The 25673-nt window shown below is 67.7% G+C and carries 26 protein-coding genes; 4 read left to right on the top strand and 22 right to left on the bottom strand.

The genetic code is table 11. From position 1 onward, the window contains the following. Window positions 1–17: 17 nt before the first annotated feature. From radA to BSY19_RS15940, 4 genes are all read left to right on the top strand, one after another. Window positions 18–1415: a DNA repair protein RadA gene (radA, locus tag BSY19_RS15955; protein WP_069055002.1), complete on the top strand. Its 1398-nt coding sequence runs from the start codon at window positions 18–20 to the stop codon at window positions 1413–1415. A 106-nt stretch (window positions 1416–1521) separates the two neighbouring features. Further along, the gene (locus tag BSY19_RS15950; RefSeq protein ID WP_069055001.1) at window positions 1522–2205 is read left to right on the top strand and encodes a CvpA family protein; all 684 of its coding nucleotides are present in this window, start codon (window positions 1522–1524) and stop codon (window positions 2203–2205) included. Between the two features lie 43 nt (window positions 2206–2248). Beyond that, entirely contained in the window at window positions 2249–3736 is a 1488-nt protein-coding gene (purF, locus tag BSY19_RS15945; RefSeq protein ID WP_069055000.1) for an amidophosphoribosyltransferase, read from the top strand. Window positions 3737–3900: 164 nt separating this feature from the next. Further along, entirely contained in the window at window positions 3901–4641 is a 741-nt protein-coding gene (locus tag BSY19_RS15940; protein WP_069054999.1) for an SDR family NAD(P)-dependent oxidoreductase, read from the top strand. Window positions 4642–4816: 175 nt separating this feature from the next. Here the strand turns inward: BSY19_RS15940 and der are convergent, their stop codons facing one another. From der to nuoF, 22 genes are all read right to left on the bottom strand, one after another. Then, window positions 4817–6238 (bottom strand): ribosome biogenesis GTPase Der, encoded by a 1422-nt coding sequence (gene der, locus BSY19_RS15935; protein ID WP_069054998.1) that lies wholly within the window; start codon window positions 6236–6238, stop codon window positions 4817–4819. Window positions 6239–6393: 155 nt separating this feature from the next. Further along, complete coding sequence (locus BSY19_RS15930; protein ID WP_069054997.1) at window positions 6394–7056, bottom strand: tetratricopeptide repeat protein; 663 nt, start codon at window positions 7054–7056, stop codon at window positions 6394–6396. 178 nt (window positions 7057–7234) lie between these two features. Next, a complete protein-coding gene (gene queA / locus BSY19_RS15925) occupies window positions 7235–8332 on the bottom strand; it encodes a tRNA preQ1(34) S-adenosylmethionine ribosyltransferase-isomerase QueA (protein WP_069054996.1) in 1098 nt (365 codons plus the stop codon). Window positions 8333–8339: 7 nt separating this feature from the next. Next, entirely contained in the window at window positions 8340–8810 is a 471-nt protein-coding gene (locus tag BSY19_RS15920; protein ID WP_069054995.1) for a peptidylprolyl isomerase, read from the bottom strand. After that, window positions 8810–9475 carry a hypothetical protein gene (locus BSY19_RS15915; RefSeq protein ID WP_069054994.1) on the bottom strand — a complete coding sequence of 222 codons (666 nt, stop codon included), beginning with the start codon at window positions 9473–9475 and terminating at the stop codon, window positions 8810–8812. The genes BSY19_RS15920 and BSY19_RS15915 overlap by 1 nt, the downstream gene beginning before the upstream one ends. 4 nt (window positions 9476–9479) lie before the next feature. Further along, window positions 9480–10034: a peptidylprolyl isomerase gene (locus BSY19_RS15910; RefSeq protein WP_069057168.1), complete on the bottom strand. Its 555-nt coding sequence runs from the start codon at window positions 10032–10034 to the stop codon at window positions 9480–9482. Window positions 10035–10480: 446 nt separating this feature from the next. Further along, window positions 10481–10711, bottom strand: coding sequence for a DUF1467 family protein (locus BSY19_RS15905; RefSeq protein WP_069054993.1), 231 nt, complete (start codon window positions 10709–10711; stop codon window positions 10481–10483). Next, complete coding sequence (locus BSY19_RS15900; RefSeq protein WP_069054992.1) at window positions 10708–11121, bottom strand: RidA family protein; 414 nt, start codon at window positions 11119–11121, stop codon at window positions 10708–10710. The genes BSY19_RS15905 and BSY19_RS15900 overlap by 4 nt, the downstream gene beginning before the upstream one ends. Before the next feature lie 4 nt (window positions 11122–11125). Continuing rightward, complete coding sequence (gene mce, locus BSY19_RS15895) at window positions 11126–11530, bottom strand: methylmalonyl-CoA epimerase (protein ID WP_069054991.1); 405 nt, start codon at window positions 11528–11530, stop codon at window positions 11126–11128. A gap of 28 nt (window positions 11531–11558) precedes the next feature. Beyond that, on the bottom strand, window positions 11559–13229 hold the full coding sequence (locus BSY19_RS15890; RefSeq protein ID WP_069054990.1) for a ribonuclease J: 1671 nt from the start codon (window positions 13227–13229) through the stop codon (window positions 11559–11561). A 120-nt stretch (window positions 13230–13349) separates the two neighbouring features. Continuing rightward, window positions 13350–14126, bottom strand: a complete 777-nt coding sequence (locus BSY19_RS15885; protein ID WP_069054989.1) for a biotin--[acetyl-CoA-carboxylase] ligase — start codon at window positions 14124–14126, stop codon at window positions 13350–13352. Between the two features lie 124 nt (window positions 14127–14250). Further along, a complete protein-coding gene (nuoN, locus tag BSY19_RS15880) occupies window positions 14251–15678 on the bottom strand; it encodes an NADH-quinone oxidoreductase subunit NuoN (RefSeq protein WP_069054988.1) in 1428 nt (475 codons plus the stop codon). Between the two features lie 11 nt (window positions 15679–15689). Next, window positions 15690–17201 (bottom strand): NADH-quinone oxidoreductase subunit M, encoded by a 1512-nt coding sequence (locus tag BSY19_RS15875; RefSeq protein ID WP_069057167.1) that lies wholly within the window; start codon window positions 17199–17201, stop codon window positions 15690–15692. A 4-nt stretch (window positions 17202–17205) separates the two neighbouring features. Further along, window positions 17206–19230, bottom strand: a complete 2025-nt coding sequence (nuoL, locus tag BSY19_RS15870) for an NADH-quinone oxidoreductase subunit L (RefSeq protein ID WP_069054987.1) — start codon at window positions 19228–19230, stop codon at window positions 17206–17208. Between the two features lie 26 nt (window positions 19231–19256). Continuing rightward, window positions 19257–19565, bottom strand: a complete 309-nt coding sequence (nuoK, locus tag BSY19_RS15865) for an NADH-quinone oxidoreductase subunit NuoK (protein WP_054141432.1) — start codon at window positions 19563–19565, stop codon at window positions 19257–19259. After that, the gene (locus BSY19_RS15860) at window positions 19562–20185 is read right to left on the bottom strand and encodes an NADH-quinone oxidoreductase subunit J (protein WP_069054986.1); all 624 of its coding nucleotides are present in this window, start codon (window positions 20183–20185) and stop codon (window positions 19562–19564) included. Before BSY19_RS15860 ends, nuoK begins: the two co-directional genes overlap by 4 nt. Before the next feature lie 132 nt (window positions 20186–20317). Next, on the bottom strand, window positions 20318–20806 hold the full coding sequence (gene nuoI, locus BSY19_RS15855; protein WP_069054985.1) for an NADH-quinone oxidoreductase subunit NuoI: 489 nt from the start codon (window positions 20804–20806) through the stop codon (window positions 20318–20320). Window positions 20807–20824: 18 nt separating this feature from the next. Next, entirely contained in the window at window positions 20825–21061 is a 237-nt protein-coding gene (locus tag BSY19_RS15850) for a hypothetical protein (protein ID WP_069054984.1), read from the bottom strand. Beyond that, entirely contained in the window at window positions 21058–21267 is a 210-nt protein-coding gene (locus BSY19_RS15845; RefSeq protein ID WP_069054983.1) for a hypothetical protein, read from the bottom strand. Before BSY19_RS15845 ends, BSY19_RS15850 begins: the two co-directional genes overlap by 4 nt. Next, window positions 21267–22286 carry an NADH-quinone oxidoreductase subunit NuoH gene (gene nuoH / locus BSY19_RS15840; RefSeq protein ID WP_069054982.1) on the bottom strand — a complete coding sequence of 340 codons (1020 nt, stop codon included), beginning with the start codon at window positions 22284–22286 and terminating at the stop codon, window positions 21267–21269. The genes BSY19_RS15845 and nuoH overlap by 1 nt, the downstream gene beginning before the upstream one ends. Before the next feature lie 6 nt (window positions 22287–22292). Next, on the bottom strand, window positions 22293–24356 hold the full coding sequence (gene nuoG / locus BSY19_RS15835; RefSeq protein ID WP_069054981.1) for an NADH-quinone oxidoreductase subunit NuoG: 2064 nt from the start codon (window positions 24354–24356) through the stop codon (window positions 22293–22295). Between the two features lie 4 nt (window positions 24357–24360). After that, window positions 24361–25665: an NADH-quinone oxidoreductase subunit NuoF gene (nuoF, locus tag BSY19_RS15830; RefSeq protein ID WP_069054980.1), complete on the bottom strand. Its 1305-nt coding sequence runs from the start codon at window positions 25663–25665 to the stop codon at window positions 24361–24363. Between the last annotated feature and the right edge of the window lie 8 nt (window positions 25666–25673).

Genomic DNA, 25673 nt, shown 5'->3' with positions numbered 1-25673 from the left:
CCCGAGAATGACGGCTGATGGCCAAGCGCGGCCCCACCTACACCTGCCAGGCCTGCGGGGCGGTCTATCACCGCTGGCAGGGCAAGTGCGACGCCTGCGGCACCTGGTCGTCGCTGTCGGAGGAGGCGCAGGCCGCGCCCGTCCCCGGTGCGCGCGGAGCGTCGGGCGGCCGGGCGCGCGGTCGCGTCTTCGCTCTGGAAGGGCTGAAGGGCGAAACCCAGGACGCGCCGCGCATCGTCTCCGGAATCGGCGAATTGGATCGCGTCACGGGCGGGGGCTTCGTGCCCGGCTCGGTGCTGCTGATCGGCGGCGATCCTGGCATCGGCAAATCGACGCTGCTGATGCAGGCCTGTGCCGCGCTCGCCCTGTCGGGACGCCGCGTCGTCTATGTCTCCGGCGAGGAATCGACCGGTCAGGTCCGGCTGCGGGCCGAGCGCATGGGGCTGTCTGAGGCCCCCGTCGAGCTCGCTGCCGAGACCAATGTCGAGGACATCGTCGCCACCCTCGGCCAGGGATCGCGACCGGCGCTGGTGGTGATCGATTCGATTCAGACGATGTGGTCGGGTGAGGTCGAGAGCGCACCGGGCACGGTCACGCAGGTGCGCGGCTCGGCGCAGGCGTTGATCCGCTACGCCAAGACCAGCGGCGCCTGCATGATCCTGGTCGGTCACGTCACCAAGGACGGGCAGATTGCCGGCCCGAGGGTGGTCGAGCACATGGTCGACGCCGTGCTGTCTTTCGAAGGCGAAGGGGCGCACTCGTTCCGCATCCTGCGCGGCCAGAAGAACCGCTTCGGCGCCACCGACGAGATCGGCGTCTTCGAGATGACGGGCAAGGGCCTCTCCGAGGTCTCGAACCCTTCAGCCCTGTTCCTGGCCGGGCGTGACCAGGCGGCGCCCGGCGCCGCGGTCTTCGCCGGCATGGAGGGCACGCGTCCGGTTCTCGTCGAGATCCAGGCGCTGGTCGCGCCAACCTCGCTCGGCACACCGCGGCGCGCGGTCGTCGGCTGGGAGAACAGCCGCCTGTCGATGGTGCTGGCCGTGCTCGAGACGCATGGCGGGCTGCGGCTGGGGCAGCACGACGTCTATCTGAACGTCGCCGGTGGATTGCGGGTCAACGAGCCGGCCGCCGATCTCGCGGTGGCGGCCGCGCTGGTGTCCTCGCTGACAGGGGCGATCCTGCCGCCCGAATCGGTCTATTTCGGCGAAATCGCGCTGTCGGGCGCGGTCAGGCCCGTTTCCGTGGCGGCGGCGCGGCTGCGCGAGGCCTCCAAGCTCGGTTTCGAGGCGGCGCTGATGCCGGCCGGCGGCGCCGAGGCCGGCGACGGCAGCGGCCTGTCGCTGCGGCGTTTCGGCCATGTCACGGAACTCGTTGCCGATATCGCCGCGCGCGCACCGCGCCGGGATGTGAAATGAGCCTGTCGCAATAGTGACGCAACGGGCGCGAACGCGTATAGCAAACCCGATGCGGCCAGCCCATCTGTTGCAGGCCATTCCGAGACCATAACGAAGCGGCTCATCCATGCCTGTGACCATTCTCGATCTCGTCGTCATCGGCGTGGTTCTGATCTCGGCTTTGCTGGCAGCGGTGCGCGGGCTCACGCGCGAGGTGCTCGCGATCGCCTCCTGGGCGGCCGCCGCGGCCGTCGCCTGGGTGTTCCACCCGCAGCTGCTGCCGATCCTGAAGCAGTACATCCCCAATGACATGATCGCGTTGATCGCCTCGATCGCCTCGCTGTTCCTGGTGACGCTGATCGTGGTCTCGCTGGTGACGGCGCGAATCTCGGATTTCGTGCTCGATTCCCGGATCGGCGCGCTCGACCGGACACTGGGCTTCGTCTTCGGCGCCGGGCGCGGCCTTTTGCTGGCGGTGATCGGCTATCTCTTCTTCGCCGCGCTGATGGGCGACAAGAACATGCCGCCCTGGGCCAAGGACGCCAAGGCCAAGCCGATGCTCGAGGAGACCGGGCGCTCGCTGCTGGCGATGCTGCCGCAGGACGTGAATGCCGACTTCATCAAGAAGCTGCTGAAGCCCAAGGGCGAAGGCGAACCGACGGAAGCCCCCGCGGAGGAGCCGCGCCCGCCCGCCACCCCGGGAACCGAGCCGCAGCGCCGCACCGAGGTGCCCAACGCGACGGACCGGCAGGCGCTGCAGCGCGCCATCGACGGGACGCGCCCCGCCACCCCTGCCCCAACTCGCCCGTAATTCGCACGTAAAAGCCCGTCGTCCAGCTTCCAGGAGCCCCGTGATGGTCGCAGAATCCTCGACGAAGGCCCGCGCGAGCGAGGCCGCCTTCGACCCCTATGCCGACCGGCTGCGCGAGGAATGCGGCGTCTTCGGCATCTTCGGCCACGCGGACGCGGCGGCTCTAACCGCGCTCGGCCTGCATGCGCTCCAGCATCGCGGCCAGGAGGCGGCGGGCATCGTCACCTTCGACGGCGCGCGCTTCCATTCCGAGCGTCGCCTCGGCCTCGTCGGCGACGCCTTCTCCGAAGCCTCGGTGATCGACAAGCTGAAGGGCTCGCAGGCGGTCGGGCATGTTCGCTATTCGACCACCGGCGAGACGATCCTGCGCAACGTCCAGCCGCTGTTTGCGGAGCTTCATGGCGGCGGCTTCGCGGTCGCCCATAACGGCAACCTGACCAACGGCCTGACGCTGCGGCGCAACCTCGTGCGGGACGGTGCGATCTACCAGTCGACCTCCGACACCGAGGTGCTGCTGCATCTCGTAGCGCGCAGCCGCAAGCCGCGCTTCATCGAGCGCTTCGTCGAAGCGATCCGCCAGATCGAGGGCGCCTATGCCTTCGTCGGCATCACCAACAAGAAGCTGATCGGCGCGCGCGACCCGCTCGGCATCCGCCCGCTGGTGCTGGGCGAACTCGACGGCGCCCCGATCCTGACGTCCGAGACCTGCGCGCTCGACATCATCGGCGCCCGCTTCATCCGCGAGATCGAGAACGGCGAGGTCGTCGTCATCTCGGAGACCGGCATCGAGAGCCACAAGCCGTTCCCGGCCGTGCAGGAGCGCCCCTGCATCTTCGAATACATCTATTTTGCCCGCCCCGATTCGATCGTGAAGGGCCGCAGCATCTATGAACACCGCAAGGCGATGGGCGCGCAGCTCGCCCTCGAATCGCCGGCCAATGCCGATGTGATCGTGCCGGTGCCGGATTCCGGCGTGCCGGCAGCGCTGGGCTACGCGCAGGCGAGCGGCATTCCCTTCGAGCTCGGCATCATCCGCAACCACTATGTCGGCCGGACCTTCATCGAGCCGACGCAGAAGGTGCGCGAGCTCGGCGTCAAGCTGAAGCACTCGGCCAACCGCTCGGTCGTCGAGGGCAAGAGCATCGTGCTCGTCGACGATTCGATCGTGCGCGGCACGACCTCGTTCAAGATCGTGAAGATGATGCGCGAGGCCGGGGCGCGCGAGGTGCATTTCCGCATCTCCTCGCCGCCGATCACCCATCCCGACTATTACGGCATCGACACGCCCGACCGCGAGAAACTGCTGGCGGCGACGCATTCGCTCGAGGAGATGCGCGAGTTCGTCGGCGCCGATTCGCTCGCCTTCATCTCTGTCGACGGGCTCTACCGCGCCATGGGCCATGAGCGGCGCGATCCGGTCCGGCCGCAGTTCACCGATCACTGCTTCACCGGCGATTACCCGACCTCGCTGACCGACGTGATCGGCGAGAGCGCCAAGCAGCAGATCTCGCTGCTGGCCGAGGCGGGCTGACGACGGCGCCGCGACCTCCGCAGCCCTCATCCTGAGGAGCCGCGGCACGCGGCGTCTCGAAGGATGATCCAGATTTCTCCGGAGCCCCATTTGAGCATCCTTCGAGACGCGCCTTCGGCGCTCCTCAGGATGAGGGCTGCGGATGTGGGCACGGGGGACCAGGAATGACCCAACCTCTCTCAGGGCGCGTCGCGCTCGTCACCGGCGCGTCACGCGGGATCGGGCGGGCGGCTGCGCTCGCCTTCGCCAGGGCCGGCGCCCATGTCGTCGCGCTGGCGCGCACCAGCGGCGCGCTGGAGGAGCTCGACGACGAGATCCGGGCCGAGGGCGGCAGCGCCACGCTGGTCCCGCTCGATCTCGGCGACGCCCCGGCGGTCGAGAAGCTCGGCCCGGCCCTGCTCCAGCGCTGGGGCAAGCTCGACATTCTGCTGGCCAATGCCGGCATCCTCGGCCCGCTCTCGCCGCTGACCCATGCCTCCCCGAAGGAATGGGCCAAGGTCTTCGACACCAATGTCACGGCGAACTGGCGGCTGCTGAAATCGGTCGAGCCCGCGCTCCAGGCGTCAGATGCCGCACGCGTCATCCTGATGTCCTCGGGCGCCGCGCATAAATGCCTCGCCTATTGGGGGCCCTATTCGATCTCCAAGGCCGCGGTCGAGGCGATGGGGCGCACCTATGCGGCTGAGACGGCGACGACGCCGCTGAAGGTGATGCTGGTCAATCCGGGGCCGCTGCGCACGCGCATGCGGGCCGAGGCCATGCCCGGCGAGGACCCGCTGACACTGAGGACGCCGGAAGAGCTGGCGCCGCATCTGGTTGCCATCGCCTCGCCGGACTGGGCCGAGAGCGGCAAGATCTTCGACTTCCCACAGGGCAAGGTGCTCAGCCCGCAGATGCCGGGCTGAGAGCGGCTCTTCCCTTTTCCCCTCGCGGGAGAAGGTGGCAGCGTGCAGCGCTGACGGATGAGGGGCGCTGTAAGCTTCCCGCCTGATCGGCGCGACACAGACGGACGGGGCACGGCGCCCCCTCATCCGTCTGCTTCGCAGACACCTTCTCCCGCGAGGGGAGAAGGGAACGTCTTCACCCCGCGCGCTTGTTCTTGTCGTAGGGGTTCTCGCCGCCGCGGGTGTGCAGGCGGATCGGCGTGCCCGGCAGATCGAAGGCCTCGCGCAGATTGTTGACCAGATAGCGGGTGTAGGACACCGGCAGATGGTCGAGCTGGTTGCCGAACAGCGCGAAGGTCGGCGGGCGCGCCTTGGCCTGCGTCATGTAGCGGATCTTGATGCGTCGGCCGGCCACGGCCGGGGGCGGATGGGCCGAGAGCACACCTTCGAGCCAGCGGTTGATCTTCGCCGTCGAGATGCGGCGGTTCCACACCTCATAGGCGGTGAAGACGGCCTGCATCAGCCGGTCGATGCCCTCGCCGGCGAGGCCCGAGAGCGGGATGATCGGCACGCCGCGGACCTGCGCCAGGAGATGGCTCGCCTTCTCCTTCAGCTCGGCCAGGAGGCCGTTCTTGTCGGCGACGAGGTCCCATTTGTTGAGCCCGATGACGACGCAGCGGCCTTCGCGCTCGGTCAGGTCGACGAGCGTCAGATCCTGCTTCTCGAAGGGGATGGTGGCGTCGAGCAGCACGACCACGACCTCGGCGAAGCGGATCGCCCGCAGCGAATCCTGCACCGACATCTTCTCGAGCTTTTCCTCGATGCGGGCGCGCTTGCGCATGCCGGCCGTGTCGAACAGCTTCACCGGCCGGCCGCGCCATTCATAGTCGACCGAGATCGTGTCGCGGGTGATGCCGGCTTCGGGGCCGACGAGCAGGCGCTCCTCACCGATCATCTTGTTGACCAGCGTCGACTTGCCGGCGTTGGGGCGGCCGATGATGGTGACGCGCAGCGGCTTGTTGGGGTCGTTGTACTCCGCCTCCTCGTCGACGAAGGCAGCCGGAGCCTCGACCCATTTCTTGTCGCCATAGCTCTCGTCGAAGGGCTCTTCCTCCTCGGGCTCGACATCGACGTAAGGCGCCAGCGCCTCGAGCAGATCGGAGGTGCCCTCGCCGTGCTCGGCCGAGAAGGGGACGGGGTCGCCGAGGCCGAGCGCATAGGATTCGAAGATGCCGTCGAGGCCCTTCCGCCCTTCCGCCTTGTTGGCCAGGAGGATGACGGGCTTGCCGGACTTGCGGACGAGATCGGCGAAGGGCTGGTCCATCGGCGTCAGGCCGAGTCGGGCGTCGATCATGAACAGGATGACGTCCGCCTGGGCGATCGCCACCTCGGTCTGCGCGCGCATGCGCCCGGCGAGCGAGCCGGGATCGGCCTCCTCGAGCCCCGCCGTGTCGATGATGGTGAAGCGCAGATGGCCGAGCGCGGCATCGCCCTCGCGCCGGTCGCGCGTCACGCCGGGCCGGTCGTCGACCAGAGCGAGCTTCTTGCCGACGAGCCGGTTGAACAGCGTCGACTTGCCGACATTGGGACGGCCGATGATGGCGACGGTGGCGGTCATTCGGTTTCTTGCATCCTGTTACGCCGACGGCCCGGGCGCCGGCCGAAGGCGCCGGACAAAAGCCCGGCCCCTCACCGGCCTGCACTCCGGCGCCAAGCCCGGCCCCGTGCCGCGGCGCGGCGGGTCCGGGCAGACGGCGTCTACGCGGTCAATCGTCAGTTCTTCGTCTCGACCGGCCCACCGCGCACCAGAGCGAGATAGAGTTCGGTGCGCTGGCGCAGGACGGCGGGCGATTGCGGGTCGGTGACGATGGCATCGAACCAGCGGCCGGCATCCTCGAAGAGGTTGGCCTTGAGCGCGGCGATGCCGAGGAACTCGCGGGCCGAGTGGCGCCAGGCCCCCTGCGGCGTCGCCAGCGGCTCCAGCGCCGTCCGCAACTCCGGATAGGGCACGAGATCGACGCGCAGCATGCCAGCCCGCAGGCGGGCGAGATCGCGGTAGAGTTGGCCGAGCGAGCCATCGGCCGCAATCTGGTCGAAGGCGGTCGCCCCGGCGGCAGCGTCGCGCTTGGCCGTCTCGGCCGCGAGGCGGAAGCGGGCGATCTGGCGGTAGCCCGCCGGCGCGCTCGCCGCGAGTTCGCCGAGGATGGTCTCGGCCTCCGAACCGTTGCCGTCGCGCGAGGCCTTCAAAGCCGCCTCGAGCCGGGCGCCGACGACCTGCGAGGCCTGCTGCTCGCGGTAGAGCCAGAACTGCCAGCCGGCCATGGCCGCGACCGCGAGCACGGCCAGCCCGGTGAGCAGCCAGCCATACTTCTTCCAGAGCTCCGCCGCCTTGTCGCGGCGCACTTCCTCGTCGATCTCGCGGAAAATATCGGCCATGGTCCGTCAGATATCCTGTGTGGTGCTGCCCGGTAGCATTTCCGCCCGGCAATGGCGAGCCGGAACAGGATTTTCCTGGCCCTCATCCTGAGGAGCCGCGTCACCGGCGTCTCGGAGGATGCTCCAGGAGGTGCCGGAGATCGCTGGAGCATCCTTCGAGACGCGCCTGCGGCGCTCCTCAGGATGAGGGCTCAGAAGCCCGGTGCAGCAGGCTGCCGTCGCCATAGGAGTAGAAGCGGTAGTTTTCTGCGATCGCATGGGCATAGGCCCGCTTCATCACGTCCAGGCCGCAGAAGGCGGAGACGAGCATGAACAATGTCGAGCGCGGCAGGTGGAAATTGGTCAGCAGCAGGTCGACCGCGCGGAAACGATAGCCCGGCGTGATGAAGATCGCGGTATCGCCTGAAAATGGCCGGATGACGCCATCCTCGCCCGTGGCGCTTTCGAGCAAGCGCAGCGACGTGGTGCCGACCGCGACGATGCGCCCGCCTTTCGCCCGCACCGCGTTGAGGGCCGCGGCCGTCTCCGGCGCGATCGTCCCCCATTCGGCATGCATGCGATGGTCCTGCGTATCTTCCGCCTTTACCGGCAGGAAGGTGCCGGCCCCGACATGGAGCGTGACGAGATGGCGGGTGACGCCCCTCGCCTCCAGCGCGGCGACGAGGTCGGGCGTGAAGTGCAGGCCGGCCGTCGGCGCCGCGACGGCACCGTCGTTGCTGGCGTGCATGGTCTGGTAGTCCTGCGCATCGGCGGCATCGGTCGCGCGCTTGCCGGCGATGTAGGGCGGCAGCGGCAGTTCGCCGAGGCGGGCGATGGCCTCGTCGAGATGCGGGCCGGCGACCGCGAAGCGCAGCTCGACCTCGCCGCCGTCGGCCTTGGCGACGATCTCGGCCTGGAGGCGGCCGAGTTCGCAGGCGCTGCTCTCGGATTCGTCGCCGAAGGTGACCGTCTCGCCGAGCGCCAGCTTCTTGGCTGGCCGCGCGAAGGCGCGCCAGCGATCGGCACCCTCGCGCTTGTGCAGCATGATCTCGATGCGGGCGGAGGCATCGCCCCGCCGGCGCCGGCCATAGAGCCGGGAGGGAATGACGCGCGTGTCGTTGAGGACGAGCGCGTCACCCGGTTGCAGCAGTTCGACGAGGTCGCGGATGCCGCGGTCCTCGAAGGGCTGCGGGGCATCGGGCCTGACGACGAGCAGCCGCGCCGCATCGCGCGGGCTGACGGGCCTCAGCGCGATGCGGTCTTCGGGCAGGTCGAAGTCAAAGAGCCCGACATCCACGGTGATGTCAGGCCGCGTCGGCCATGACCTTCAGCGAGACGATGGAGTCGGGATCGCGCACGGGCTCGCCGCGCTTGATGTTGTCGACATTGTCCATGCCTTCCACGACCTGGCCCCAGACCGTGTATTGCTTGTCGAGGAAGCGGGCGTCGTCGAAGACGATGAAGAACTGGCTGTTGGCCGAGTTCGGGTTCTGGGCGCGGGCCATCGAGCAGATGCCGCGGACATGCGGCTCGGCATTGAACTCCTGCGCCAGGTCGGGGTGCTTCGAGCCGCCGGTGCCGGTGCCGTGCGGGCAGCCGACCTGGGCCATGAAGCCGTCGATGACGCGGTGGAAGACGATGCCGTCATAGAAGCCCTCGCGCGCGAGCAGCTTGATGCGCTCGACATGCTTGGGCGCGAGGTCGGGGCGCAGCTTGATCACCACCTTGCCCTTGGTGGTTTCCATGACGAGGGTGTTCTCGGGATCGAGCGACATCAGATCGGCCTTTCGTTGGACGGCGCGCGGCCGTGGAAGCGGATGGACAAGGGTCGCCCCGCGATAGCGGCTCCGAGCTGCGGCGACAACCTCATAGGTGTGCAGCTGCGAACGGCTGCGACAACGGAGTCGGTGAAGCGGCGGCGCAGATCGGCTTGCGTCTGCTGCGTCTGCCAGGTCACGCGCGGCTCGCCGAAGAGCGAGCCGTCGCGACGCAGGCTGAAGCGCACGGTCGCCATCGCGCCGCTCGACGGACCGTCCATCGCCGGCGGCGCCCAGCAGCGGCGCAGCGCCGGCGCGATGTCGGCGAGACGGTCGAGCGCGCCGACGTCTGGCGTCTTCATCGCCGGCTCGACCGTGCCGACCACGCCGATCTCGCCGCTGCCGGCGCGAGGCGCCGGCGGGATCGGCCGCGTCGCAGCGCCCGGGAGATCGGGCTCGCCACCGAAGCGGCCGCCGGTGCCGGGCACATAGCGCTGGCCCGACGGCGGCGGCAGCACGGGGTTCTGGGAGCCAGAGGGCGGCGGCAGGACCGGATTTTGCGAACCGGACGCCGGCGGCAGGCCGAGTTCGGTCGTCCCCTGCGCCGCAGCCACGCCCGCCGTGACAGCGGACAGCGCGCAGAGGAACAGGCCGTTCAGGGCGCGCGGCGCCCTGCCCGCCATCGGCTTACTTTACGTCGGACTGGAGCCGCATGCGGACGATCTTGTCGGGGCCGGTGACCATGCCGCTGCCGGCGGCGCCCTTCTTGATCTTGCGGACGGCCTCCATGCCCGAGACGACCTCGCCGAAGAGCGTGTACTGACCGGTCAGCGAGCCGCAGCCCTCATAGCAGATGAAGAACTGCGAATTGGCCGAATCGGGCGACTGCGAGCGCGCCATGCCGACCGAACCAACCTTGTAGGGGGTCGGGGTGAACTCGGCCTTGATGTTGGGCAGGTCGGAGCTGCCGGTGCCGGTGCCCGTCGGGTCGCCGGTCTGCGCCATGAAGCCGTCGATGACGCGGTGGAAGACGATGCCGTCATAGAAGCCGCGCTTGGTCAGCGTCTTGATCTGCTCGACATGCTTGGGCGCGAGGTCCGGCCGCAGGCGGATCGTCACCGGCCCGTCCTTGGTCTCGAGGATCAGCGTGTTGGCGGGATCCGTGGCCTGGGCCCGAACCGGCGCGGTCGCCAGGCCGAGGGAGGCGAAAAGAGCGAGAGTGGCGAGCGAGTGGCGCAGCATGATCGTCTCCTTGGCCGCCGAGATGTCGGCGGGCGTGTCGTCGCGGGCGTCGTAGCGGCATCCTTTGGCCGGAACAAGGCGCCGCAGGACGACGAATCGTACGATGTTGCACCGCACAAGTGCAGCGGAGAATAATTTTGCAAAAAGTTGAGGCTCGACCTGCTCAAAGTGATGACAGACGTGTGGCAATCGGTTATCAAACCCTTGCTGGACACGCTTTGTTGATCGAAGCGCCGCGGACCAGGTCTCGGGAGGACAAACGCCCGTTCAGTATACGAGTCGCACGCGAACAGATGTGTGCCGTTACTGCGGTAAAAACAGACTAAGAAGGCAAGGCATCGGCCTTGCCTTTTTCTTTGTCTGGTGTCCGGCGGGCCGTTGGCCGCCCAGTCTCCGATTGCCCCAGGGCCTGCCCGTGCCCTCCGCATCCGCCGGTCTTTGCCGGCTCAGATGTCGAGCGCCGCCCAGCCATACCAGACGAAGAGGAAGACCACGGCCGCGATCAGCGAGGTGATCACCACCTTGCGGCGAAGGCCCGGCAGGGCCGGAGCGCCGGGCTCGGTGCCTTCGACGACCTCCCCGGTTTCCACCTGGCTGCGCACGCCGAAGGGCAGGACGGCGAAGAGCACCGTCCACCAGATCACGAAGTAGACGGCGAGCGCACTCGCGATCGTCATGGCTGCAGGTCCTTTCCGGCGGTGTCGGCCAGCGCGATGCAGGAGAAGGCGACGCGGGCCTGCGTGGGCACGCCGAAGCGGGCGGTGTGGCGCGCCGGCAGCCCGCCGGGAAAGTGCTTCACATATTCGGCGTTGCAGGCGGCATAGTCGGCCGGATCGGTGATCAACATGGTCATCTGCACGACGCGCCCGAGGGAACTGCCGGCTTCGGCCAGGATGCCGGCGATATGGGCCAGCGCGTTGCGCACCTCATCGGCCGGCGTCTCGCCGCGATGGATACCGCGGGCGGGATCATGCGGCGCCGAATGGCCGGAGACGAAGACGAGGCCGCCGGCGCGCGTGGCTGCGCTGAAGGGGCGCGGCGAGCCCGGCACCGGCTGGCCGAAGAAGCTGATCGCGGATGTGTCCATCGGCTCAGGCCTGCTCGAGCTCGACGAGCGTGCCGGTGAAGTCCTTCGGATGCAGGAAGAGGACGGGCTTGCCATGCGCGCCGATGCGCGGCTCGCCCGTGCCCAGCACCCGCGCACCCGCCGCCTTCAGCCGGTCGCGCGCGGCGAGGATGTCGTCGACCTCGTAGCAGATGTGGTGGATGCCGCCATCGGCGTTGCGTTCGAGGAATTTCGTGATCGGGGAGTCGGCGCCCAGCGGCTCGAGCAGCTCGACCTTGGTGTTCGGCAGCTCGACGAAGACGACGGTGACGCCATGCTCCGGCTGCGGCAGTGGCTGCGAGACGCGGGCACCGAGCGTGTCGCGATAGAGCGCGGTCGCCGCCGCGAGATCCTTCACGGCAATGGCGACGTGGTTGAGGCGTCCGATCATGTTGCTCCCCTGCTGGCTTCGGCGGATCCTAAACCTCGATCACCAGCGCATGCACCAGCGGCTTCTTGCCCCACTCCTCGTTGACCGCGCTGCGCAGGCCGCGCTCCAGCGCATTGCGCAGCGCTTCCGGGTCACGGCGACGGGCCTTGGGAATGCCGTCGATCAGCTCCGATACCGCATCGGCGACGTATTCGTCGAAGCCCGTGCCGTCGCGCGTATAGGGCGGCAAGCCCAGCACCGCGATCTCCGGATCCCCGGCGAGCCCGCCCTTCTCGTCGATCGCGACGGCGACCGAGATCATGCCGACGAAGGAGAGCCTGCGACGCTCGGGAATGGTCTTCTCGAGAGCGTTCACGAGGAGATTGCCATCCTGGTAGAGCCGGCCATGGGTGACCTCGTCGATCTTGCTGGCGCCCTCCGGGGTGATCGCGACGACGTCGCCATTGCCGGCGCGCACCACGATCTTGACGCCGAGCCCGCGCGCGAAGGTCGCGTGCTCCGAGAGATGGAGGTCCTCGCCATGGGCGGGGATCACGATCTTCGGCTTCAGCCAGCCATAGAGCCTGGCCATCTCCTCGCGGCGTGGATGGCCGGAGACATGGACCAGATGGGTCCGGTCGGTGATGATCTCGATGTTGTCGCGGGCGAGCGCGTTCTGGATGGCGCCCACCGCCTTCTCGTTGCCGGGAATCGTGCGCGAGGAGAAGATCACCCGGTCGCCGGGCGACAGCGCGATCTCGGGGTGGTCGTCGGAGGCGATGCGGGAGAGCGCGGCGCGCGGCTCGCCCTGGCTGCCGGTCAGGAGCGCGACGACCTTGTCGCGCGGCAGGTAGCCATAGGTGTCGGCCGAGCGGAAGGCCGGGATGCCGTCGAGATAACCGCATTCGCGGGCGACATCGATGACGCGATCCATGGCGCGGCCGACGACGACGACCTCGCGCTGATCGGCCATCGCCGCTTCCGCGACCGCGCGCAGCCGGGCGACGTTGGAGGCGAAGGTGGTGACCGCGACGCGACCGGGAGCCGAGTGCACCAGTTCCTTGATCTTGGCGGCGACGTCGGCCTCGCTCGGCGAGGTGCCGTCGCGCATCACGTTGGTCGAGTCGCAGACCAGCGCCAGCACGCCCTCTTCGCCGAGCTCGCGCAGGCGCTTCTCGTCGGTCGGCAGGCCGACCCCGGGCGTCACGTCGATCTTCCAGTCGCCTGTATGGACGACGAGGCCCACGGGGGTGCGGATGGCGAGCGCGTTCGATTCGGGGATCGAATGCGCGACCGGCACGAATTCGATGTCGAAGGGGCCGAGCGTGATGCGGCCACCCTGGGCGACGATGTGCATCGGCACCTTGGGCGCGCCCGGCTCCGAGAGGCGACGCGTGGCCAGGAGCCCCGCGGCGAACTGCGTGCAGTAGACCGGCGCGCGCAAGGACGGCCAGAGCGCAGCGAGCGCGCCGATATGGTCCTCATGGGCGTGGGTGATGACGATGCCGAGCAGGTTCGCCCGCTCCTCGACGATGTAGCGCAGGTCTGGCAGCACGATGTCGACGCCCGGAACCTCCGGGCCGGCGAAGGACAGGCCGCAATCGACGAGGATCCATTTCCGCCTCCCCTCCGGCCCATAGCCGTAGAGGGCGGCATTCATGCCGATCTCGCCGAGGCCACCGAGGGGAACGAAAACGAGCTGGTCTTTGGAACGGGTCACGAAGAATCCTGACTGATCGACAGCCGGCGGCGCCGGGATGGTGCGGGAGCCCTAACACGCGGCGCCCCAGGGCTCCATAGCGGCGCGGCGTCGCCCGTCCGCCGGGAGCGGACGCCTCCGTCAGCGGGGCGCGGCCTCGGGGATGGCCGCGCCGAAGAACAGATCGCCGGCATCGAAGGCTCGTATCCCGCCCGGCGTCTCGAGCAGCAGTCGACCGGCGGGGTCGAGGCCGGAGAAGACACCGGTGACGGCGCCCGAGGGCGGGCGGATGGTGATGGTCTGGCCGAGGAACGCCGCCCGCTCCAGCCAGGCCTGCCGCGTGGGGCCGAAGCCGCCGGGCCGCTGCCAGATGGCGAAGCGCTCGGCGAAGGCCTCGGCGAGCGCCGCCAGCGTCGCCTCGATGCTGACGTCGGGCGCATCGGCGCGCAGGAAGCTCGCCGGATAGGGCGTGCCTTGCGCGCAGGACGCGATGTTGACGCCGAGACCCGCGATGACGGCGAAGCGCCCTGCCCCGCTCTCGCCCTCGAGCAGCAGGCCCGAACATTTGGCGCCGTCGACGAGCAGATCGTTCGGCCATTTGAGCGCCAGCCGTGGCGCCGCCAGCCCTGTGACGCGCGCCGCGGCATCGTGAAGAGCGAGCCCCGCGACGAAGCCGAGTTGCGGCGCCAACGCCGGCTCGCAAGGGTTCACCAGGAGAAGGCTCGCGTAGAGATTGCCCGGCGGAGAGGTCCATTGCCGGCCATGGCGCCCGCGCCCGGCATTCTGGCTGCGCGCCACGATCCAGAGCTGGCCGGGATCGCCCTGCTGGAGCGCGCGCCGCGCCTCCTCCATGGTCGAGCCGACCTCGTCACGGACGATCAGCCGGTAGCCGGCGGCGCGGGCGAGGTCGCCTAACATGCGCGTCCGATCGGGAGCCACGCCGTCATGCTCGCCCTTGTGGCGAGCATCCACGTCTTGAACACAGGTCGCGCCAGAGCAAGACGTGGATGGTCGGGACAAGCCCGACCATGATGGCCGCGCCTCAAAACAGCGACTTCGCCGCCGCGCCGGCCGAGTTCAGCAGCGGTGCCGGCAGCAGCGAGAGCGCCAGCACGAACAGCGCGGAGACCAGCAGCACGGCCCGCACGCCGAAGTCGCCCTTCTCGAAGGCGGGCTTCGCGTCGTCGAAATAGATCACCTTGACGAGGCGCAGGTAGTAGTAAGCGCCGATGACGCTGGTGACGACGCCGACCACGGCCAGGACATAGAGCTTGGCGTCGATGGCGGCGAGGAAGACGTAGAACTTCGCCCAGAACCCGGCCAGCGGCGGGATGCCCGCGAGCGAGAACATCATCATCGAGAGCGCGAAGGCCATCCACGGATTGGTCCGCGACAGACCGGCGAGTTCGCCGATCTCCTCGACCGCCTTGCCGTCGCGGCGCATCAGCAGCACGCAGGCGAAGGCGCCGAGCGTCGTCGCCAGATAGATCGCCATGTAGACCAGCACGCCCTGGACGCCATTGGCGGTGCCGGCGGCGAGACCGACCAGCGCATAGCCCATATTGGCGATCGATGAGTAGGCGAGCAGGCGCTTGATGTTGGTCTGACCGATCGCGGCGAAGGCGCCGAGCGCCATCGAGGCGATTGCGATGAAGATGACGATCTGCTGCCACTCGTGCAGCGCGCCCGGGAAGGCCCCGACGAAGATGCGCACGACCATCGCCATCGCCGCCATCTTGGGGGCGGAGGCGAAAAAGGCGGCGACCGGGGTCGGTGCGCCCTCGTAGACGTCCGGCGTCCACATGTGGAACGGAACGGCTGAGATCTTGAAGGCGACGCCGGCGGCGATGAAGACGATGCCGAAGATCAGGCCGATCCCGGGATTCCCGCCCTGGACCGCCGCGGCGATGCCGGCATAGTTGACCGTGCCGGTGAAGCCATAGACCAGCGAGGCGCCGTAGAGCAGCATGCCCGACGAGAGCGCGCCGAGGACGAAGTACTTCAGGCCGGCCTCGGTCGATTTCGGATTGTCACGGTCGAAGGCGGCGACGACATAGAGCGCGAGCGACTGCAGTTCGAGGCCGACATAGAGGCTGATGAGGTCGTTGGCCGAGATCATCATCATCATCCCGATCGTCGACAGGACGATCAGGATCGGGAACTCGAAGCGCATCGAGCCGTCGCGGCGCAGGGCGTCCGAGGACAGCAGGATCGCCGCGGCGGCGCCCAGCAGCGTCAGCACCTTGAAGAAACGGGCGAAGCTGTCGACGACGAAACCGCCGTTGAAGGTGAGCGCCCGGCCCTCGCCGGCGAGAACCAGCACGAGCGCCAGCGCAAACAGCGCCAGGGCCGCGCCCTCGAGCAGGCGTGTCGACCGCTCGCCGCGGATCGCACCGACCAGCACCATGCCGATGGCGCCGATCGCGAGGATGATTTCCGGAAGCGCCGGGCCGAGAGCGGGCAGAGCCATCCTGCGAGACCTTACTGAACGACCAGCATCGCCGTTTTCGCGGCGGTGAGTGCGGCCTGATAATTCTTGATGAGGGCTTCGGTCGGCGCGGCGAAGGCGTCGAGGATGGTCCCCGGACGGATACCGTACCAGACCGTGAGCACGACCAGCGGGATCAGGATCACCATTTCACGGCGATCGAGATCGGCGATGTCCTTGAGCTCGGGCTTGACCAGCTCGCCGAAGACGACGCGGCGGTAGAGCCAGAGCGCATAGGCAGCCGACAGGATGACGCCCGAGCAGGCGATGAAGGCCACCCAGGGATTGGCCCGGAAGGCGCCCATCAGCGTCAGGAACTCGCCGACGAAGCCGGCCGTGCCGGGCAGGCCGACATTGGCCATGGTGAAGACCATGAAGACGACCGCGTAGACCGGCATCCGGTTGACCAGCCCGCCATAGGCGGAAATCTCGCGGGTGTGCATGCGGTCGTAGATCACGCCGACGCAGAGGAAGAGCGCGCCCGAGACCAGCCCGTGGCTGACCATCTGGAACATCGCACCCTGGATGCCCTGCGGCGTCAGGGTGAACAGGCCCATGGTGACGAAGCCCATATGCGCCACCGAGGAGTAGGCGATCAGCTTCTTGATGTCCTCCTGCATCAGCGCCACCAGCGAGGTGTAGACGATGGCGATGACCGACAGCGCGAAGACGAAGGAGGCGAAATAGGCCGAGGCCTCCGGGAACATCGGGATCGAGAAGCGGATGAAGCCGTAGCCGCCCATCTTCAGCATGATCGCCGCAAGCACGACGGAGCCCGCGGTCGGCGCCTCGACGTGAGCGTCCGGCAGCCAGGTGTGGACCGGCCACATCGGCATCTTCACCGCAAACGAGGCGAAGAAGGCGAGCCAGAGCCAGGTCTGCATGCCCGCCGGGAACTTGTGTGCCAGCAGCGTCGGGATGTCGGTGGTGCCGGCGTGCCAGTACATCGCCATCAGCGCCAGCAGCAGCAGCACCGAGCCCAGCAGCGTGTAGAGGAAGAACTTGTAGGAGGCGTAGACGCGCCGCTTGCCGCCCCAGATGCCGATGATCAGGAACATCGGGATCAGGCCGCCCTCGAAGAAGAGGTAGAACAGCACGAGGTCGAGCGCCACGAAGACGCCGATCATCAGCGTCTCGAGGATGAGGAACGCGACCATGTATTCGCGCACCCGCTTCGTGATCGAATGCCACGACGCCAGGATGCAGAACGGCATCAGGAAGGCGGTGAGCACCACGAAGGGGAAGGAGAAGCCGTCGACGCCGAGCTTGAACTGGATCGCGTCGGAGACCCAGGCATGGGTCTCGACCATCTGGAAGCCGGGATTGGCGGGGTCGAACTTCGACCAGGCGTAGCAGGCGAGCACGAAGGTCGCGACGGTGGCGCCGAGCGCCACATAGCGCGCATTGGACTCGACCGCGGCCTGATCGCCGCGCAGCGTCAGGATGAACGCCGTGCCGACCAGCGGCACGATCAGAAGACCGGTGAGGATACCGAAGCCCAACATCATCTCACCCGCGCGCCACGAGATACCAGGTCACCAGGCCCGCGACGCCCATCAGCATGGCGAAGGCATAGTGGTAGAGATAGCCGGTCTGCAGCCGCACGACCCGGTTGGTCACGTCGACGACGCGGGCGGAAATCCCGTCCGGGCCCATGCCGTCGATGACGAAGCCGTCGCCCTTCTTCCAGAGGAACTTCCCGATCCACATCGACGGCTTCACGAACAGGAAGTCGTAGATCTCGTCGAAATACCACTTGTTGAGCAGGAAGCGGTACAGGACCGGGTTGGCGGCCGCGAGCTTGCCCGGCACGTCGGGGCGCAGGACGTACATGTAGAGCGCCAGCACGAAGCCGATCAGCATGGCGACGAAGGGCGACCAGATCACCCATTTCGGCACCTCGTGCATCTCGTGCAGGATGTGGTTGTCCTTGCCCGTGAAGAGCGAAGCCTTCCAGAAGTGCTCGTAGCCGTGCCCGATGAAGGCGCCCTTGAAGGCGAAACCGGCGGCCACCGCGCCGAGCGAGAGCACGGCGAGCGGGATCAGCATCACCAGCGGGCTCTCATGCGGCTTGTGGTCGTGGCCATGGCCGTGGTGGTCGTCATGCGCATGGGCAGCATGGGCATGATCGTCGTGACCATGCGCGGCGTGACCATGAGACGCGTGGGCATCCGCACCCCAGCGCGGCTTGCCCTCGAAGGTCATGAAGTAGAGGCGCCAGGAGTAGAACGAGGTCATGCAGGCGGCGACGACCAGCAGCACATAGGCATAGGAGGCGGCGAAGCCCTTATGCGCGACCGCGGCATAGGCGCTCTCGATGATCGCATCCTTGGAGAAGTAGCCGGCGAAGAGCGGGAAGCCGGTGAGCGCCAGCGTGCCGATGGTCATGGCGGCCGCCGTCAGCGGGATGTGCTTCCGCAGGCCCCCCATGTTCCGCATGTCCTGCTCATGGTGCATCGCGTGGATGACCGAGCCGGCACCGAGGAACAGCAGCGCCTTGAAGAAGGCGTGGGTGAAGAGGTGGAAGACGCCGGCCGAATAGGCGCCGACGCCCAGCGCGACGAACATGTAGCCGAGCTGCGAGCAGGTCGAGTAGGCGATGACGCGCTTGATGTCGTTCTGGACGAGGCCGACGGTGGCGGCGAAGAACGCGGTCGTCGCGCCGATGACGATGACGACGGTGAGCGCCACCGGGGCGTATTCGAAGATCGGCGACAGGCGCGCAACCATGAAGACGCCGGCGGTGACCATGGTCGCGGCGTGGATCAGGGCCGAGACCGGGGTCGGGCCCTCCATCGCGTCGGGCAGCCAGGTGTGCAGCAGGAACTGGGCCGACTTGCCCATGGCGCCCATGAACAGCAGCAGCGCGGTCAGCGTCAGCGCGTTCCAGTCATAGCCGAGGAAGCGGAAGCTCTTCTCGGTCAGGCCGGCGATCTGCGGGAAGATGGTGTCGAAGGCGACCGAGCCGGTCAGGACGAAGACCAGGAAGATGCCGAGCAGGAAGCCGAAATCGCCGACGCGGTTGACGATGAAGGCCTTCATCGCCGCGGCGCAGGCGGAGGGCTTCTGGTACCAGAAGCCGATCAGCAGATAGGAGGCGAGGCCGACGCCCTCCCAGCCGAAGAACATCTGCACCAGGTTGTCGGCCGTCACCAGCATCAGCATGGCGAAGGTGAACAGCGACAGATAGGCGAAGAAGCGCGGCCGGTGCGGATCCTCGTGCATGTACCCGATCGAGTAGAGGTGCACGAGCGACGAGACGGTGTTGACGACGACCAGCATCACCACGGTGAGCGTGTCGACGCGGAAGGCCCAGTCGACCTGCAAGCCACCCGAGGACATCCAGGTCGCGACCTGGACGCGCGTCGTGCCGGCGCCGAAGCCGACATTGAAGAAGGCGACCCAGGACAGGACCGCCGAAACGATCAGCAGCGAGGTGGTGACGATCTCCGATCCGCGCGCGCCGATCAGCCGGCCGAAGAGGCCGGCGATCAGGAAGCCGATCAGGGGGAGGAAGACGATCGCGTGATACATGGGGCGGATCCGGGCGCGTGCGCGCCTCAGCCTTTCATCATGTTGATGTCTTCCACCGCGATCGTGCCGCGGTTGCGGAAGTAGACGACGAGAATGGCGAGCCCGATGGCGGCTTCCGCCGCCGCCACCGTCAGCACCAGCAGCGCGAAGATCTGCCCGACGATGTCGTTCAGGAAGCTCGAAAAGGCGACGAAGTTCAGGTTGACCGCGAGCAGGATGAGCTCGACCGACATCAGGATGACGATGACGTTCTTGCGGTTCAGGAAGATGCCGAGCACGCCCAGCGTGAACAGGATCGCCCCGACGGCGAGGTAGTGGCCAAGCCCGATCATCAGACCGTCTCCTCCGGCAGCGCGGCGCCCGGCTGCACCTTCTTGACGTCCATGGCGGTCGCCTTGGTGCGCGCGTTCTGCTGCGCGATGTCCTGGCGCTTGATGCCGGGGCGGTCGCGCAGGGTCAGCACGATCGCGCCGATCATGGCGACGAGCAGGACGAGGCCGGCGGCCTGGAAGTAGTAGACATACTGGGTGTAGAGCACCCGCCCGATCGCCTCGGTGTTGGTGATGCCGGCGGGGATGGCGGCCACCGGCGCGCGCACGATCTGCGGGTCGATGACCCAGGCGCCGACGACGAGCAGCAGCTCGACCGCGAAGATCAGGCCGATCAGCGCGCCGATCGGCAGGTAGTTCAGGAAGCCCTGGCGGAACTCGGCGAAATCGACGTCGAGCATCATCACCACGAAGAGGAAGAGCACCGCGACCGCGCCGACATAGACGACGATCAGCAGCATCGCGAGGAATTCGGCCCCCAGCAGCAGGAACAACCCGGCCGCGTTGACGAAGGCCAGGATCAGGAAGAGCACCGAGTGAACGGGGTTGCGCGAGGTCACCACCATGAACGCCGAAGCGACGGTGATGCCTGCGAACAGATAGAAGAAAGCCGCTGCGGCATTCATCTCGGTCAGCCTTTCCGCCCCGGCGGGCGGCTCTCGTGTTCACCTGCGCCCGACTCTCGCCGGACGCCGTTTGGAGCGTCTATAGTCAGGCCCACCGGCTGCGACAACCGCGCGACGGGTCTGGCCGAAGCCTCAGCGATAGGGGGCGTCCATCGCGATGTTGCGCGCGATCTCGCGCTCCCAGCGGGCGCCGTTCTCGAGCAGCCGGTCCTTGTCGTAGAACAGCTCCTCGCGGGTCTCGGTGGCGAATTCGAAGTTGGGCCCCTCGACGATCGCATCGACCGGGCAGGCCTCCTGGCAGAAGCCGCAATAGATGCACTTGGTCATGTCGATGTCGTAGCGCGTGGTGCGGCGCGTGCCGTCATTGCGGCGCGGGCCGGCCTCGATGGTGATGGCCTGGGCCGGGCAGATCGCCTCGCAGAGCTTGCAGGCGATGCAACGCTCCTCGCCATTGGGATAACGGCGCAGGGCATGCTCGCCGCGGAAGCGCGGGCTCTGCGGATTCTTCTCGAAGGGATAGTTGATGGTCGCCTTCGGCTTGAAGAAATAGCGCATCGACAGCGCGAACGCGCCGACGAACTCCTTCAGCAGCAGGCCCTTTGCGGCTTGTGCGAGCGACATAGCCTTCGTCCTTCCCACTCAGCCGAACACGGTCCGGCCGATCACGTAACCCATCACCGGCGTGCCGCCGATCATCAGAACGGCCAGCGCCACCTTGAGCCAGCGGATGCGACGCTCGTAGTCGTCGCGCTCCGCCTGCGTCGTCGATCGATCGGTCCGGCGCAGCGCCGCGATGACGACGCCCGACACGATCCTGTACTCCAGCAGCCCCAACACGAAGCCGATGACGGCTCCGATCGCGCCTGCCTGGCTCATGCCGGCACCAGCTCCAGCCAGTGCATCACGCGGTTTCCGAAGAGGCCTCCGAAAAACACCGCGAACACCCAGCCATTCCAGGCGATGTCGAGCACCACATCGCCCACTCCGAACCACTGGCCGCGCCAGGCGAGGTAGCACCCCGCGAAGAACAGCCCGCCGCCCGCGATCATCCCCGCCAGCGCTCCGAGGACGGCGGCCAGCATCAGCGCACCGGCCCCCAGCCCGTGAGCTGCAGCACGAAGGCGACGACCACGACCGAGGCCAGTGACAGCGGCAGGAAGACCTTCCAGCCCAGCCGCATCAGCTGGTCGTAGCGGTAGCGCGGCACGAAGGCCTTCACCATCGCGAACATGAAGAAGACGCCGCAGACCTTGATCATGAACCAGACGACGCCCGGCACCCAGGTGAAGGGCGCGACTGGGAACGGCGGCAGCCAGCCCCCGAGGAAGAGGATCACCATCATGGCGCACATGGTCATGATCGCCACGTACTCGCCGAGCATGAACAGCAGATACGGGGTCGAGGAGTATTCGACCATGTAGCCGGCGACGAGCTCCGATTCCGCCTCGGGCAGGTCGAAGGGCGGCCGGTTCGTCTCGGCCAGCGCCGAGATGAAGAAGATCACGAACATCGGGAACAGCGGCAGCCAGTACCAGCCGAACAGGCCGGCCTTGGTGTTCTGCGCCTCGACGATGGCCGAGAGGTTGAGCGAGCCGACGCAGAGCAGCACGGTGATGATGACGAAGCCGATCGAGACCTCGTAGGACACCATCTGCGCGGCCGAGCGCAGCGCGCCCATGAAGGGGTACTTCGAGTTCGAGGCCCAGCCGGCCATGATGATGCCGTAGATGCCCAGCGACGAGATCGCCAGGACATAGAGGATGCCGACATTGATGTTGGCGATCGCCCAGCCCTCGGCGACCGGGATCACCGCCCAGGCCGACAGGGCCAAGAGGCAGGTCACCAGCGGCGCCAGCAGGAAGACGCCCTTGTTGGCGCCCGACGGGATGATCGGCTCCTTGAAGGCGAATTTGAGCAGGTCGGCGAAGCTCTGGAACAGGCCGAAGGGCCCGACCACGTTGGGGCCGCGCCGCAGCTGCACCGCCGCCCAGATCTTGCGGTCGGCCAGCAGGATATAGGCGATGAAGACCAGGAGGCAGGCGATGAGCAGGAAGCTCTTGCCCAGCATGATCGCGAGATCGAGAACGAGGTCCCAGTTCATGGCCGGTTACTCCGCCGCCTGCTGCAGCCGGCCCGAAGCCAGCGCCGAACACTCGGCCATCACGGCGGAAGCGCGCGCGATCGGGTTGGTCTGGTAGAAGTCGGCGACCGGCGAGACGAAGCCGGTCTTCTCGGCCTTGCCGCCGAGATCGGCGAGCGTGCCGAGCCCCGAGGCGTCCGCCGGATCGAGCCGGTCGAGCGCGGCAAAATGCGGGTGCGCCGCATAGAGCGCCCTGCGCAGGCCGGCCAGCGAGTCAAAGGGCAGCGTCTTGCCGAGCGCGGCCGACAGCGCCCGCAGCACCGCCCAGTCCTCGCGGGCGTCGCCCGGCGGGAAGGTGGCGCGATCGGTCATCTGCACGCGGCCCTCGGTGTTGACGTAGGTGCCGGATTTCTCGGTGTAGGCCGAGCCCGGCAGGATGACGTCGGCGCGGTGCGCGCCCTTGTCGCCATGCGTGCCCTGATAGATCACGAAGGCACCGGCCGGCACCTCGATCTCGTCGGCGCCGAGCAGGAAGAGGACGTCGAGCGCGCCCGGCGCGACCATGCCGGCGACGTCGAGCCCGCCCTCTCCCGGCACGAAGCCGAGATCGAGCCCGCCGACGCGCGAGGCCGCCGTGTGCAGCACGCCAAAACCGTTCCAGCCGTCCTTGACGACGCCGAGCGCGCGGGCCGCCTTGGCCGCCATCGCCAGGATCGCCTCGCCATCGGGACGGGCCAAGGCGCCCTGCCCGATCAGCAGCATCGGCTTCTGCCGGTTGGCCGGGGCGTGGTCGCCGAAGCCGGCGAGCGTCTCCGGCCCTGCGCCGAGATGAGCGTAGTCATAGGTCAGGTCGACCTTCTCGCCGACCAGGCCGAGGGTGAAATCGCCGCGCAGCCAGCGCTTGCGGATGCGCGCGTTCAGGATCGGCGCCTCCTTGCGGGGATTGGCGCCGATGATCATCAGCGCATCCGCCTCCTCGATCCCGGCGATGCCGGCATTGAGGATGTAGCTGGCGCGGCCGAACTTCGGATGCAGCTTGGTGCCGTCCTGACGGCAATCGAGGTTAGCCGACCCGAGCGAGGCGATCAGGCCCTGCAGCGCGAACATCTCCTCGACCGCGGTGAGATCGCCGGCAATGGCGCCGATCTTCTCCGGCTTGGTCGCCTTCACCTTTTCCGCGATCAGCGCGAAGGCCTCGGCCCAGGAGGCCGGGCGCAGGGCTCCGTTCTGGCGGATATAGGGCCGGTCGAGACGCTGAGTGCGCAGGCCGTCGACGATGTGGCGGGTCTTGTCGGAGATCCACTCCTCGTTCACCGCCTCGTTGAGGCGGGGCAGGATGCGCATGACCTCCTTGCCGCGGGAATCGACGCGGATCGCCGAGCCGACGGCGTCCATCACGTCGATCGACTGCGTCTTGGTCAGCTCCCAGGGCCGGGCCTTGTTCTGGTAGGGCTTCGAGGTCAGCGCACCGACCGGGCAGAGGTCGACGACGTTGCCCTGAAGCTCCGAGGTCATCGCCTGCTCGAGATAGGTGGTGATCTCCATGTCCTCGCCGCGGCCGATGGCGCCGAGGTCCTGGCCACCGGCGACTTCGGTCGTGAAGCGGACGCAGCGCGTGCACTGGATGCAGCGCGTCATCGAGGTCTTGACCAGCGGGCCGATATACTTGTCCTCGACCGCGCGCTTGTTCTCGGCATAGCGCGAGGTGTCGACGCCATAGGCCATCGCCTGGTCCTGCAGGTCGCACTCGCCGCCCTGGTCGCAGATCGGGCAATCCAGCGGGTGGTTGATCAGGAGGAACTCCATCACCCCCTCGCGCGCCTTCTTGACCATGGGCGACTTGGTCGAGACGACCGGCGGCTCGCCATTGGGGCCGGGGCGCAGGTCGCGCACGCCGATGGCACACGACGCCTGCGGCTTGGGCGGGCCGCCCTTCACCTCGACGAGGCACATGCGGCAGTTGCCGGCAATCGAGAGCCGCTCATGGAAGCAGAAGCGCGGCACCTCGGCACCCGCCGCCTCGCAGGCCTGAAGGAGCGTGTATTCGGCCGGAACGTCGACCTCGATGCCGTCGATGAGGAGTTTGGTCATTGTCTCACTCCGCCGCCATCATGCGCACGGGCTCGCTGTGCGGGTTGGCGGCATAGTCGTCGATGCGCTGCTCGATCTCGTGACGGAAATGCGCGATCAGGCCCTGGATCGGCCAGGCCGCGGCGTCGCCCAGCGCGCAGATGGTGTGGCCTTCGATCTGCTTGGTGACGTCGAGCAGCATGTCGATCTCGCGCTTCTGGGCGCGGCCCTCGACCATGCGCTCCATGACGCGCCACATCCAGCCCGTGCCCTCGCGGCAGGGCGTGCACTGGCCGCAGCTCTCATGCTTGTAGAAATGGCTGAGGCGGGCGATGGCGCGGATCACATCGGTGGACTTGTCCATGACGATCACGGCCGCGGTGCCGAGGCCCGATTTCAGCTTGGAGAGCGAGTCGAAATCCATCGGCGTGTCGATGATCTGCTCGGCGGGAACCATGCGCACCGAGGAGCCACCGGGAATGACGGCCTTGAGGTTGTCCCAGCCGCCGCGGACGCCGCCGCAATGGCGGTCGATCAGCTCGCGGAAGGGGATGCCCATCACCTCCTCGACATTGCAGGGCTTGTTCACATGGCCCGAGATGCAGAACAGCTTGGTGCCGACATTGTTGGGGTTGCCGAGCGAGGAGAACCAGCTCGCGCCACGGCGCAGGATGGTCGGTGCCACCGCGATCGACTCGACGTTGTTCACCGTGGTCGGGCAGCCATACAAGCCCACATTGGCCGGGAATGGCGGCTTCATCCGCGGCATGCCCTTCTTGCCCTCAAGGCTTTCGAGCAGGGCCGTCTCCTCGCCGCAGATATAGGCGCCGGCACCGTGATGCACATAGAGATCAAAGGGATAGCCGTGGACGTTGTCCTTGCCGATGAGCTTGGCCTCATAGGCCTCGTCGACGGCGCGCTGCAGCGCCTCGCGCTCGCGGATGTATTCGCCGCGGATGTAGATGTAGGCCGCATGGGCGCCCATGGCGAAGGAGGCGATCAGGCAGCCCTCGACCAGCGTATGCGGGTCGTTGCGCATGATCTCGCGATCCTTGCAGGTGCCCGGCTCCGACTCGTCGGCGTTGACGACGAGGTAATGCGGGCGCCCGTCGTTCTTCTTGGGCATGAACGACCATTTCAGCCCGGTCGGGAAGCCGGCGCCGCCACGCCCGCGCAGGCCCGACTTCTTCATCTCGTCGATGATCCAGTCCTGGCCCTGCTCCAGCAGGAACTTGGTGCCGTCCCAGGCGCCACGCGCCATGGCGCCCTTCAGCGACAGGTCGTGAAGGCCGTAGAGATTGGTGAAAATACGATCGCGATCGGCGAGCATCGTCTGGA

It is taken from the genome of Bosea sp. RAC05 (assembly GCF_001713455.1).
In the GTDB taxonomy this organism is placed as follows: Bacteria; Pseudomonadota; Alphaproteobacteria; order Rhizobiales; family Beijerinckiaceae; genus Allobosea.
This window is presented reverse-complemented; position numbering and strand designations above follow the sequence as displayed.